11 protein-coding genes are annotated in these 13,155 nt (G+C 47.0%); 3 read left to right on the top strand and 8 right to left on the bottom strand.

All coding sequences use genetic code 11. From position 1 onward, the window contains the following. Positions 1–45: 45 nt before the first annotated feature. The 6 genes from ACVA6Q_RS14010 to lrp all read right to left on the bottom strand — a co-directional run bounded on the left by ACVA6Q_RS14010 (position 46) and on the right by lrp (position 7,661). On the bottom strand, positions 46–312 hold the full coding sequence (locus tag ACVA6Q_RS14010; protein WP_353498323.1) for a DksA/TraR family C4-type zinc finger protein: 267 nt from the start codon (positions 310–312) through the stop codon (positions 46–48). A 210-nt stretch (positions 313–522) separates the two neighbouring features. Beyond that, entirely contained in the window at positions 523–1,830 is a 1,308-nt protein-coding gene (gene serS, locus ACVA6Q_RS14015) for a serine--tRNA ligase (RefSeq protein WP_446647914.1), read from the bottom strand. 103 nt (positions 1,831–1,933) lie between these two features. Beyond that, the gene (locus tag ACVA6Q_RS14020; RefSeq protein ID WP_446648066.1) at positions 1,934–3,223 is read right to left on the bottom strand and encodes a replication-associated recombination protein A; all 1,290 of its coding nucleotides are present in this window, start codon (positions 3,221–3,223) and stop codon (positions 1,934–1,936) included. A gap of 77 nt (positions 3,224–3,300) precedes the next feature. Further along, positions 3,301–3,918: an outer membrane lipoprotein chaperone LolA gene (lolA, locus tag ACVA6Q_RS14025; protein ID WP_418641591.1), complete on the bottom strand. Its 618-nt coding sequence runs from the start codon at positions 3,916–3,918 to the stop codon at positions 3,301–3,303. 34 nt (positions 3,919–3,952) lie between these two features. Next, the gene (locus ACVA6Q_RS14030) at positions 3,953–7,006 is read right to left on the bottom strand and encodes a DNA translocase FtsK 4TM domain-containing protein (RefSeq protein WP_446647915.1); all 3,054 of its coding nucleotides are present in this window, start codon (positions 7,004–7,006) and stop codon (positions 3,953–3,955) included. Positions 7,007–7,166: 160 nt separating this feature from the next. Further along, positions 7,167–7,661, bottom strand: coding sequence for a leucine-responsive transcriptional regulator Lrp (gene lrp, locus ACVA6Q_RS14035; protein ID WP_004734558.1), 495 nt, complete (start codon positions 7,659–7,661; stop codon positions 7,167–7,169). A gap of 156 nt (positions 7,662–7,817) precedes the next feature. On the opposite strand from lrp, the gene ald reads away from it, so the two are divergent. After that, positions 7,818–8,942, top strand: coding sequence for an alanine dehydrogenase (ald, locus tag ACVA6Q_RS14040; RefSeq protein WP_353498318.1), 1,125 nt, complete (start codon positions 7,818–7,820; stop codon positions 8,940–8,942). 95 nt (positions 8,943–9,037) lie between these two features. On the opposite strand, the gene ACVA6Q_RS14045 is transcribed toward ald, so the two are convergent. Continuing rightward, on the bottom strand, positions 9,038–10,234 hold the full coding sequence (locus ACVA6Q_RS14045) for a methyltransferase (protein WP_446647916.1): 1,197 nt from the start codon (positions 10,232–10,234) through the stop codon (positions 9,038–9,040). A 77-nt stretch (positions 10,235–10,311) separates the two neighbouring features. Continuing rightward, positions 10,312–11,286, bottom strand: a complete 975-nt coding sequence (gene cysB, locus ACVA6Q_RS14050) for an HTH-type transcriptional regulator CysB (protein WP_446647917.1) — start codon at positions 11,284–11,286, stop codon at positions 10,312–10,314. 262 nt (positions 11,287–11,548) lie between these two features. On the opposite strand from cysB, the gene ACVA6Q_RS14055 reads away from it, so the two are divergent. Both ACVA6Q_RS14055 and miaE read left to right on the top strand, forming a co-directional pair. Then, positions 11,549–12,310, top strand: a complete 762-nt coding sequence (locus tag ACVA6Q_RS14055) for a DNA repair protein (protein WP_353498315.1) — start codon at positions 11,549–11,551, stop codon at positions 12,308–12,310. 56 nt (positions 12,311–12,366) lie between these two features. Further along, complete coding sequence (gene miaE, locus ACVA6Q_RS14060) at positions 12,367–13,137, top strand: tRNA isopentenyl-2-thiomethyl-A-37 hydroxylase MiaE (RefSeq protein ID WP_446647918.1); 771 nt, start codon at positions 12,367–12,369, stop codon at positions 13,135–13,137. Positions 13,138–13,155: the final 18 nt, after the last annotated feature.

Here is a 13,155-nt window from a genome sequence, read left to right on the forward strand (position 1 = left end):
CGGCTGCTAAAGCAACCGCTTTTCAATGCCTCTCCCAGAGAAAGACTACCTAAGTTGGCTGTCCTTGCTTCCTCTACGATTAAACAAAGCCTGTCGGTAACGATGGTGTTCTTGGTTTGACTGACACTCAATACAGAGTCTCACACCTTTGATAGCGGTTCGCCTTGCTAGTGGAATAGGTTCCCCACATTCATCACAAAACTCGGCACTCACACCCTGGCTTGAAAGACTGCGAACTCTTGAAATTTCATCGTCTATGGTATTTTGAATTTGTTGGCTGACACTATCGTCATTTGCCCACCCTACGGCCATAACATCCCCTCCTCATTATGTTGAGAAACAAACACGCTCCGCAGCAGAGGTGGGTATTATAGTTGTTTAAGCTGACTTGATAATCACATCAAATACATAAAGACTATTACAAATTGGTAATAATCCTAGTGGTGATAGTCGAGAGATAAGAATCACAAGGCAAAAAAAAGCTCGGCAATGCCGAGCTTAGAAACTTGTGTATCGCTAACATTAGCCGATGTGCGTAGCGCCGCCCATGTACTTCTGTAGCGCAGTTGGGATAGCAATACGGCCGTCCGCTTCTTGGTTGTTCTCAAGAATAGCTACCATAGTACGACCCACTGCAAGACCAGAGCCGTTTAGTGTGTGAACAAGCTCAGGCTTCTTCTCACCTTTACGACGGAAGCGAGCTTGCATACGACGTGCTTGGAAATCCCACATGTTTGAGCAAGAAGAGATCTCACGGTATGTCTCTTGCGCTGGAACCCAAACTTCTAGGTCGTAAGTTTTACGAGCACCGAAGCCCATGTCACCAGTACAAAGAACCACTTTACGGTATGGAAGCTCTAGCAGTTGTAGAACTTTCTCTGCGTGACCGGTTAGCTCTTCAAGCGCATTCATTGAATCTTCTGGCTTAGTGATTTGAACCAGTTCAACTTTGTCGAACTGGTGCATACGGATAAGACCACGAGTGTCACGACCGTAAGAGCCTGCTTCAGAGCGGAAACATGGTGTGTGAGCCGTCATCTTAAGTGGCAGTTCAGCCTCTTCAGAGATGGTATCGCGTACTAGGTTAGTCACCGGCACTTCAGCAGTTGGGATTAGAGACAGTTTACGTGGCTCTTCATCGCTTGCTTTTTCAGTCAGTGGCTCTGTATGGAACAGATCTTTACCAAACTTAGGTAGCTGACCTGTGCCAAATAGGCTGTCAGCGTTTACTAGATACGGTACGTACATTTCTGTGTAGCCGTGCTCTTCAGTATGAAGATCAAGCATGAACTGTGCGATAGCACGGTGCAGACGAGCGAACTGACCTTTCATGACGATAAAGCGAGCACCAGTGATCTTCGTTGCGCTGGCAAAATCTAGACCGCCACCCATTTCACCTAGGTCAACGTGGTCCTTTACTTCAAAGTCGTAAGTCTTAGGCTCACCCCAACGAGAAATTTCTACGTTGTCGTTTTCATCTTTACCTTGTGGTACATCGTTCGCTGGCAAGTTAGGCACAGAAAGTGTGATGTCTTCAAGTTGAGCCATTACCGCTGCTAGCTCTTCTTTCTTCGCTTCAAGATCGCTACCTAGTGTACCGATCTGCTTTTTGATCTCTTCAGCGCCTTCTTTGTCGCCAGCAGCCATCTTCTGGCCGATCTGCTTAGAAATGGAGTTACGCGTGGATTGTAAATTCTCAACTTCTACTTGAATCGACTTACGTTGATCTTCAAGTTTACGGATAGTTTCTACGTCTAGCGCGAAGCCGCGACGTGCTAATTTTTCAGCTGTTTCATCCAGCTCTGTACGAAGTAATTTAGAATCCAGCATTGCCAATCCTATGCTTTATAGTTGTGAAGAACTCTGTCCCTGGTCAATTCCTAACCAAGGACAGATATTGATTTGTTAACCGAGTAAAGATAACGAAAAGCCACTACTTTTCATAGCGCTTTTGTGGGCTTTTTGCGTCTAAATCCGCCAGATAATCTAACTTTTCGCCAATTTTGGTTTCGAGCCCGCGATTTGTCGGCTCGTAGTAGCGCGTACCCGCCATTTCAGGGGGTAAGTAGCGCTCGCCAGCGGCATACGCACCCGGCTCATCGTGTGCGTAACGATACTCCGCGCCATAGCCCATGTCTTTCATCAATGACGTAGGGGCGTTTCTTAAGTGATGTGGTACTTCATACTCTGGGAGATTGTGGGCATCTCGCAGTGCTTGCTTCCACGCAGTGTAAACTGCATTACTCTTTGGTGCGCACGCAAGATAGACAATCGCTTGTGCAATCGCCCGCTCACCTTCGGCAGGACCTACACGAGTGAAACAGTCCCATGCGGATAAAGCGACTTGCATCGCTCTTGGGTCAGCATTTCCGACATCTTCTGACGCTATCGCCAATAAACGCCTCGCGATGTACAAAGGATCGCAACCTGCTGCTATCATTCTTGCTGACCAATACAGAGCGGCATCTGGGTTTGAGCCACGAATCGATTTGTGCACAGCAGAAATCAGGTCGTACCAAATGTCACCTTTGTTATCGAAACGATTAACCTTCTCTCCGGCGACTTCAGCAAGTAACGGCAGTGTAATGTCTTTCTCACCAGCCTCGTTCTCCTCCGCCATATCGTACAGAAGTTCAAGGTAGTTCAACGACATCCTTGCATCACCGTTTACCAACTCGGCAAGGCGATCAAGCACATTGTCATGGAACTTCGCGGCGATTGCGCCTAGGCCACGCCGCTCATCATTTTTTGCTTGTTCAAGTACCAGCAAAATATCAGCAGTATCGAGCGAGGTGAGCTTATACACCCTTGCGCGTGAAAGCAGTGCGTTATTGAGTTCAAATGACGGGTTTTCAGTGGTGGCACCAATAAAGGTGACCGTGCCGTCTTCGATGTGTGGCAAGAACGCATCTTGCTGGCTTTTATTGAAGCGATGTACCTCATCGACGAACAAAATGGTGCGTTTGCCAGCGAGTTTGTTTTCTCGAGCACGCTCGATTGCCGCACGGATCTCTTTAACGCCGGAAGTCACCGCAGACACACGTTCCACTTCTGCATTGGCATAATTAGCAGCAACCTCCGCGAGCGTTGTCTTACCGGTGCCAGGAGGTCCCCACAAAATCATTGAGTGCAGTTGCCCAGCCTCAAGCGCTCGTCTTAGCGGTTTCCCCACACCCAAAATATGCTGCTGACCAATATATTGCTCAACGGTTTCTGGGCGCATTCTAGCAGCAAGGGGACGAAAATCTTCGTCCCCTGAAAAATCAAAACTGAAATTACTCACGATAACGTCCTAGCTACCTAGTTCCGTTGGTCATCAATTTCGACACCATCCGGAACTACAAAGGTAAATCGGTCTGAGGCAGGTTTGCCCACTTTTATGTTATCGAAAACAAAGCGGCCTTTTTGGCCATCTTGTTCAATCACATTAAAGCCATGAACAATGCCTTTGCTATCGATATTGATTTGAAATTGGCCTTGCGTTGAGTCGACGGCCGTTGGGACTAAAGTAAATACATCACCTTTTTGGTTGACGCTGTAGTTGTCCCAATCGCTAGCACGATTACGTGTCAGTAACACGAATGGCGTCTGCTCTGTTGCTTGCTCTTGATTGTAAATACTGACCTGCTCGATAAATGGGCTGTAGTACCACAGGTTTTGACCATCGGATACCAGCACATTTTCATCAGGCAGTGTCGTCACCCAGCGAAACATGCTTGGGCGTAAAATATCGACATTGCCTTCCCCTTCCATAACAACATCCCCATCAGGGCTGGTCACTTCTTGAGTAAAAGTCGCGCTAAAACCATCATTCAATTGAAGCCTTTCACTAAGCTCCTTTTGCGGCGTTGCAAAAGCCAGGGCTGAAAAGCCTATTGCTGAAGCACTTAACATCGCGGCATTAAACCATTTCTTCATTTGATTTCCTCTTACCTCTTAAGGCGAATCGAAATTATTCTTTTGGTGGCGCTGGCGCGAGGACTTCGCGGTTACCGTTATGACCCGGTGCGCTTACGATACCTTGAGCCTCTAGCTGCTCGACAATACGCGCAGCGCGGTTATAACCAATCTTAAATCGGCGCTGCACACCTGAGACAGAACCTCGACGTGACTGAACAACATGTTCGACAACTTGATCGAACAGTGGATCCATGTCTTCGTCACCTTCCATCTTTTCACCTGGTAGCAACGTCTCTGGAGACTGCTCGCCATTGGTGATTTCATCAATATAGTTCGGCTTACCGCGTGCTTTCCAGTTATTCACCACGGCATGCACATCATCATCAGACGCAAATGCACCGTGTACACGAGTTGTATGACTAGAGCCCGGTGGCAGATACAACATATCACCCATACCAAGCAGGGATTCTGCGCCGCCTTGGTCGAGGATAGTACGTGAATCGGTCTTGGTCGAAACCGTGAACGCCACACGAGTTGGAATATTGGCTTTAATCAAACCGGTAATGACGTCTACCGAAGGTCGCTGAGTCGCCAGTATCAAGTGAATACCCGCAGCACGTGCTTTCTGAGCCAAACGTGCGATCAGTTCTTCTACCTTCTTGCCTACGACCATCATTAGGTCGGCAAACTCATCGACCACCACTACGATGTATGGAAGTTTCTCAAGCAGTGGCGGCTCTGGATCCATACTGTCGCCTTCTTGCCACAAAGGATCATGAATAGGATGACCGGCGTCTGCTGCCATTTTCAATTTGTCATTGAAGCCCTTGATGTTACGAACGCCAAGCGCTGACATCAACTTGTAACGGCGCTCCATCTCACCCACACACCAACGAAGTGCATTCGAGGCATCTTTCATGTCGGTTACCACCTCAGAAAGAAGATGAGGAATACCTTCGTAGATGGAAAGCTCCAACATTTTCGGGTCAATCATGATAAAGCGTACGTCTTCAGGCGTTGCCTTATAAAGCATACTCAAGATCATGACGTTAACACCCACGGACTTACCTGAACCGGTTGTACCCGCGACAAGCACGTGTGGCATTTTCGATAGATCCGCCACCACTGCTTCACCTGCAATATCTTGACCGAGTACTACGGTAGTTGGTGATTTCGAATCGATAAACGCTTGGCTACCAACCACATCTGAGAAGAAAACGGTTTGACGTGTCATGTTTGGCAGCTCAAGACCAACATACGGCTTGCCCGGAATGACTTCCACCACACGAACCGCCATCGCCGACAGTGAGCGTGCTAAGTCCATTGAAAGGCCAGAAATTCGACTTACCTTTACACCAGGAGCAAGATCCAGCTCAAAGCGGGTAATCACTGGGCCTGGGAAAATATCCACCACTTCCGCTTTGATTTTGTAATCTGCCAGCTTAGATTCGACCAAGCGAGCAATGTTTTCCAGCGCTTCTCGGTCAATAAAGTTCTCTCGCTTCTCTGGGTGGTAGAGAAGTTCTAGCGTTGGCATCGGCTCTACTGGTCTAGGTAAATTCTGATCCCGCTGAACCAAGAATGGATTCATTTTTGCCACTTGCGCTTTTTGCGCCTCGGCCACTATGTTTTGGAACGCCTCGACATCTTGATCAACAGGTTCGTTTTCGGCTTCTGCATCGATAGCATCGAAATCTACTGTCGGTTCAATATGTGATGTTGAAGACTCAACATCTATATCAGCAGTATCAACCCATGGAGGCGTAAAGTCCTCTACCTCTTCAACTTCTTCATATATCGAAGGCTGAGGGTGCACCTGCTGCGTGGCTTCATCCATTGCATAGGTTGATGACTCTACTTGTTGATTAATTGGCTGTTCACTAGCCAAAGGTTCAGGTTGAGGCTCATGAGCAAACATGGTCTGGTGATTAACTGGCTCTTCAAATGTTGGAGCCGCTGTTTGTTCTGCATTTGCCATTGCCGCAGCTGGAGCTGTTGCCGCCACTGACGCAGTAACACTCGACGCTGGCGACTCAGGCTCTTCTCCCTGATTCGCATAGTCATCACTAGAGCGAGCAGCATTTTCCAACTCTTCAATAGTCGCACCAAGCTGACGAGTGCGTTCTACCTGAGGTGGCTGAGATTGAAGAGAACCCGACACTACCGGTTCAACAGGTTGTACTGTTTCAACCGCGCTCACTTCTGATGGCGCTGACGTTACTTGCGGTGCGATTGATTCTTGTGAAGCAGTGTCGTCTTCTGGTTTTGCAAACAGTGGGTCATAGGCTGGTTCAGGCTCTGTCGCAACCGAAGGCGTCGACTCTGGAACATGAATATTGTATTGCTTCTTGCTGGTAGCCGGAGCCTCTTGTACTGCACTGTCTGCGCTAAAGCGTGGGAGCTCCTCTGTGTCATCGGACTCTTGGTCGTCAAGCACAGGCTCATATACTTCTTCTTTGGTACCACGAACCTTGTTGACCAATGCGGCGCTCATCGATAGCACGCTATCACCGATCCACTCGACGACTCTTAGCCAAGAGATTCCAGTAAGTAGTGTAAAGCCCGCTCCCCAAAGAAATAGCAGCACCAAAGTCGTACCAAGCACATTCAGCGTTGGTAAAGACAGGCTGGTTAAAACATCTCCAATTACGCCACCTGAGGAGAAGTACCAGATATCATCAAAGTTGATGTCAGCAAGGCCACAGCTCGTCAGAATAAGAACGGTTAGTCCAAGTAAACGCGTACCCCAGATCATCAAATCAATCGGATCATCTTCGTCACGATTGCGGAAAAAGACCCAAGCACTCAACGCTATGATGAAAGGGATTGGGTATGCCAAAGAGCCGAAAACAAAAAATAGAGTATCCGCTAGCCACGCACCAACAAAGCCGCCAGCGTTTTGAATGTCACCACCCCATGCAGTCTGTGACCATGAGGGATCCGCCGGACTAAAGGTGAATAAGGCTACAGCGAGTAGAATAGAGGTAAGTACAGCTAAGATGAAACAGCATTCTCTTAACCGCTGAAATCCGTTTAGACGAGTCGCCTGAGGCTCTTCACTCGTCTTGATAATCGTTTCGACTCTTTTTTTGTCCTGTTTGAACATAACCAACATCTAATTATTGAAAACAGTCCGAGCGGCAAAAGCCGCTCGGTGTATTCATTGATTTAACCACAATGAGGATTAAAACCCAATCTGACTCGAGAATAAAGCATGCTTTATCATAACTTTAGTCAACTTCTTGTCAGACTTGGAAACGCCGTCTCTAGCGCGTTTTAATCACAAGCTGGTTAGTTTGTTTCACTTCTTCCATAACCACATAGGTTCGCGTGTCATTCACACCAGGAAGGCGAAGCAAAGTATCCCCTAAGAGTTTACGATATGCGCCCATATCCGACACCCTTGTTTTCAAAAGATAGTCGAAATCACCTGATACTAGGTGACATTCTTGAATATCGTCTAACTTCTGTACCGCTGTATTGAACTGTTCAAATACATCTGGCGCTCCACGGTTCAATGTAATCTCTACGAATACAAGTAGTGAAGCATCTAAGTACTGCGGATTTAAGAGTGCGGTGTAGCCCGTAATATAACCCTGTCTCTCCAAACGACGTACACGCTCTAGACATGGTGTAGGCGATAACCCTACACGTTTTGAGAGTTCGACGTTTGAAATACGACCATCTTTTTGCAACTCATTGAGGATGTTGCGATCGATACGGTCTAGTTCCTTGGACGGCTTCTTATAGTTGTCTGCCATTTTTTATTCCACCTTGTTACTTCCTTGCAAAAAAATATACTACAACTCTGTAATATACAGTATCAAATTTTGTGTATTAGCTTCTATACTAGACATTAATTCGACAATAACACCCTACAAACAGTTAATACAACCACATTATAATGAGGAGTCAGGATGATAATTGGCGTACCTAAAGAGATTAAAAACCACGAGTACCGAGTTGGTATGGTTCCAGCGAGCGTTAGAGAACTAATCTCACACGGCCACGAAGTTTACATTGAAACTCAAGCTGGCACCGGTATCGGTTTTTCAGACGATGATTACATCGCTGTAGGCGCATCCATTCTTCCTACCGCTGCAGACGTCTTCGCGAAAGCAGAGATGATTGTAAAGGTCAAAGAACCCCAAGCTGTCGAGCGTGCTATGCTACGTGAAGGACAAATTTTATTCACGTATCTCCATCTAGCACCAGATTTTCCACAAACTGAAGAGCTAATCAAAAGCAAAGCTGTCTGCATTGCCTATGAGACTGTAACAGATAATATGGGTCGTTTGCCACTACTAGCACCAATGTCAGAGGTCGCTGGGCGAATGTCTATACAGGCTGGTGCACAAACACTCGAAAAGTCCAATGGTGGACGTGGTCTACTACTTGGTGGTGTACCAGGTGTTGAACCGGCGAAAGTCGTCGTCGTTGGTGGCGGTGTAGTTGGCTCTAACGCTGCTCGCATGGCTGTTGGTATGCGTGCAGACGTCACAATCCTCGACCGCAATATTGATACATTACGCGTTTTGGATGAAGAATTCCAGGGTCGCGCAAAAGTTGTTTATTCTACAGAAGACGCACTTGAGAAGCATGTTCTAGAAGCAGATCTCGTAATCGGCGCTGTTTTAGTCCCAGGTGCTGCTGCACCTAAGCTCGTCACCAAAGAACACATCGCGAAGATGAAGCCTGGTGCGGCAGTGGTTGACGTTGCTATCGACCAAGGCGGTTGCTTCGAAACTTCTCACGCGACAACTCACGCAGAGCCAACTTACATTGTTGATGAAGTGGTTCACTACTGTGTCGCTAACATGCCTGGTGCGGTTGCTCGTACTTCTACGTTTGCACTGAACAACGCGACGCTACCTTACATCATCAAGCTCGCGAACAAAGGCTACCAGCAAGCACTTACTGAAGATAAAGGCTTCCTAGATGGTCTAAACGTGATTCACGGTAAAGTAACGTGTAAAGAAGTGGCTGAAAGCTTTGACCTTGAATACGTTGAGCCAGCAACGGCTATTGCGATGTTCAACTAATAGGTCTTTAACCAGAAAGAACGACATCCAAATTGAAAAACGGGCTTATTGCCCGTTTTTTTTGTGCCTGCGTTTTACGCTTAACTTATCTGACGCTATGACTTAAACGCGTGCAGCAGTATGTTACGCGGAGTAGTGGCAGTATCGCAAAAAGTCGACAAGCTCACCTGATAGCCGTGAGACTTCAAATACAAGGCTTTGTCCAGCGCTAGCCACACCTCAAGCGGACGACGAAACACACTTTGCACCAAGCTCAGCGCTTCCATCTTCCAAAAACGCGCCTGCCCAACCCGCTCAAAATGCTCGAAATCAACCTGGGGTATAGTGAGTGACTTCTGCGCTGCTGCCCAATGACAAAAATGCTCAAATCCATCAGAAAGCTGCGACTTTTTGATACTCGGTACCGGCTCATATCCCTCAGTAACCTGATTTTGCTGACAGAGCGCATCAAAGCCAAGCCTAAACACCATCTCTTGCTCTCTGTGACGTTTCACGCGTTCACCACCTGTGACGGTTTCCTGAAGGGGAATACGTAGCTCTTGCTTCGTTAAAGAAAGTTCGGCTTGCCTACCTAGCTCAGATAGAGGTTGGTATTGTTCGTCTTGAATTAAGTGATAGCAACAAGGTGACAAAGTGAGTGCTGGAAGCCTCGCATCTATAGCATGTTGAATCAGCGTGACATGCAGATCACCACACGCATGCAATGCAACCGCATGTTGATTGGCATTGAATACCTGTTTTGAACTTTCATCAAATGCATCACCTTGTACGAACTGCATGCTTAAACCACGTCTGTTAGCTTCATGCTGCCCAGCGTCACAAAGGGCTTGCTGATATTCAAAGCTCGTCACCTTCTGCTCAGTTTGAGAGGAAAGAATACGTCCAAGAAAGCCTTTACCAGAGCACCACTCTAACCACTCGCTACCATGATGGTTATGAATGCATGCAGAACCCATTTGGCGAATTTGTTCAAGCTTGCGCCCTGGTACGCCAGAATCGAGGCCACGGGGAAGAGTTAAATGGGAAGCTTCGCCGATCGAATCAATCACGGCAGCCTGTTGAAGCGCATGCAACTCAGGTATGAACGGGCTAAGCGCCTCTGCGCACTGTAACGGAGACTGCTTCAAGGTTTGGATGTGTTCTGGGGAGCATTCAGAAAGCCACTCAGATAAGGCTGGATGCTGTGATTGCCAAGGAAGCTGACCACTGACTATTTGAATAAAGGGATCATGCCGCCAATAATCTTGGTAGGCTTTGAGTATGGCGGTAAGTTGGTCAAATTGCTGGCGCACATTTCCCCCTATTCTTCAGGCAATGCGAAACTGCATGGATTGTAGGGGGAAGTGAGTACTAACAAAAGTACTTTGTGTTATCGAATCGGCAATTCGATATCTCTGAACATCTCTTCAATTTCGGTGTTCGACTTAAGTGATATCGCCTGTTCCACCACTGGACGGGTTAAATGAGGCGCAAATCGCTCCATAAAGTCGTACATGTACGAGCGCAAGAAGGTGCCTTTTCTAAACCCAATGCTAGTGGTGCTCGCTCCAAAGATATGGCTAGCGTCAATAGCAACAAGGTCCGTATCTTGAGAATCATCCATCGCCATACTGGCAATAACGCCAACACCGATACCCATACGTACATACGTCTTGATTACATCGGCATCTGTTGCTGTAAAGACAACTTTTGGTGTCAGTCCTACTTTGTTAAATGCCGTATCTAGCTCTGAACGCCCAGTAAAGCCAAACACGTATGTCACCAAAGAATAGGCCGCAAGATCTTCAATCGTTACGAGGTCTTTTAGTGCAAGTGGATGGTCTTTAGGTACCACAATAGAACGGTTCCAGTGATAACAGGGTAGCATGATCGCGTCTTGGTAAAGGTGCAGTGCTTCCGTTGCGATAGCAAAGTTGGCCGTGCCTTTCGCAATGGCTTCTGACATTTGCGATGGCGTACCCTGATGCATGTGCAGCGATACTTTCGGGTAACGAGCTGTAAACCCTTTGATGACTTCAGGGAGCGCGTAGCGCGCCTGCGTGTGCGTGGTTGAAATGTTCAATGTACCCATTTCAGGATGAGTATGTTCCCCTGCTACGGCTTTGATACTTTCAACTCGAGACAGAATTTCTTGAGAGATTCGAACGATATCTTCGCCGGCATTGGTCACCTGAGTTAAATGCTTACCGCTGCGCTCAAAGATTTGGATCCCTAATTCGTCCTCCAACAAGCGGACTTGTTTACTGATACCAGGCTGAGAGGTATAGAGACTTTCTGCGGTCGCGGACACATTTAGATTATGGTTCACCACCTCAACAATGTACTTTAACTGCTGTAACTTCATCTGCTCGTCTTCATCCTTGTCAAAATTCGCCTCAGCTCACCACCGCCAGCCTAAGCATATAATCAATAGTTATAACGAATTACTAAACAGATTAACAGTTTTTTTGGATAGGAATTGTTCTACCTCTCAAACCCGCTCAGAAAGTTTCCACGTTTTCCTCGGATTATGACCAATTCAACAACTTTGCAGTGTTGGTCAGTTAGCCTTTGGTGTATCCTGTCCCATTAGACTGTAGGGAAACTCACTGTAGATACAAAACGTTATGAATATTGGTTTAATTATTGCGCTCGTCGCCCTTTTGCTGGTTTTGGTACTGGGCTACAACATCATGCTGCAATACAAACTAAAAGCCGAAGCCACTAGAAGGCAAGAGTCGGCCAGATATGTTGCCTTGATTGATGCCACTGAAGAACTGATCAGTGGTGCGAGCTACTTGCCATACAGCAAAGAACTAATGCTATGTCTTCATAACCGCATTTTAGATGCCGTTACGAATATGCATGAGTTGGATCCTAAGAACAAACACTTAGTGCAACGCGTCGAGGCCGCAAAGACACAAATTCAGCAACTGCAAGAAAACTACGAAGGCAGTGAAGCCACATCGTTCAAAGTGCCAACCAGCGACAAGCAAGCGATCATTATGTTGAAACTGGTCAAACGCCTGCGCGATACCGTTCGCACTGAACACAACAAAGGACGTATGGATACCCAATCTTATATGGTTGAAAATGCGCGCCTTGAAACGATCCAGATCCGCATCAACATTGAGAACGTCGTCAAACGTGCTCATGATTCTATGGCCAAAGGACAGCCTGGTACGGCGGCACAGCTGCTGAAAAAAGGGATCGATGCGCTAAGCTCGAAGAACGACAACTACTCCATTCAAGCCAAAGAGAAGCTCACCGAGATGCTCGACAAGCTGCAAAACTCTCGCCAAGCCAAGGCTGAGGAGAAACAGCAACAAGCGAACAGCGAGCGAGACGACGACATCAATGCTCTGTTTGGTGAGAAGAAAAAGTGGTAGAGTTAACCAAGGTCGCAAGCGCGGCCTTTTTTAATTCAACAACAACGAAATTAGCCATGATCAGTCCCTCTCAAATCGACGCCATTTTAGAACCCATCAATCAATTTCTGCACTGCTCGACTCCAGATGCTTGGGTGCAAGAGGCTAAACGCCCAGAAAACCTACCAGTGATCCTTATTGATCACCTATTGTGTGAGCTTAAAGCCGGCCAATCCGCAATGTACTTAATTCGCAAGTATGCCGTTGATAAACAGAGCAGCTCAGCACTGTTTGAATGGTTCAAGCCCTATGAAGACTTTGCGTATCGCCGTATTGGTGACATGGCTTCTTTGAAGGGCAAAAGTAATATTTCTAAGTCGATCATTGCTAAGTCTGATTCACCTTATAGCCAAGATTTGATCGACAAAATGGTTCTACTGATCAAAGAAGAGTTGCATCACTTCTATCAAGTGTTGGAAATCATGGAAAAGAAAGGTATCGCCTATGAGCCAATACCGGCGAGTCGCTATGCCAAGGGCCTGCTTAGCCACATGATAACGCATGAACCCAACACACTTATCGACAAACTGATCATTGGGGCTTATATCGAAGCACGCTCTTGTGAGCGTTTTGCCAAACTTGCGCCGTTTATGGACGATGATATCGCGAAGTTTTACGTGTCCCTGCTTCGCTCTGAAGCTCGTCACTATCAAGACTACTTGACGTTGGCAGAGCAAGTGGCAGGCAAAGACATCAGTGAAAGAGTTGCTTACTTCGGTAAGGTGGAAGCTGAGCTGATTTCCTCGCCAGATACCGACTTTAAGTTTCACAGCGGTATACCCGCTTAATACAAAAATGCCAGAGCT

This window comes from Vibrio sp. DNB22_10_4, assembly GCF_052879755.1.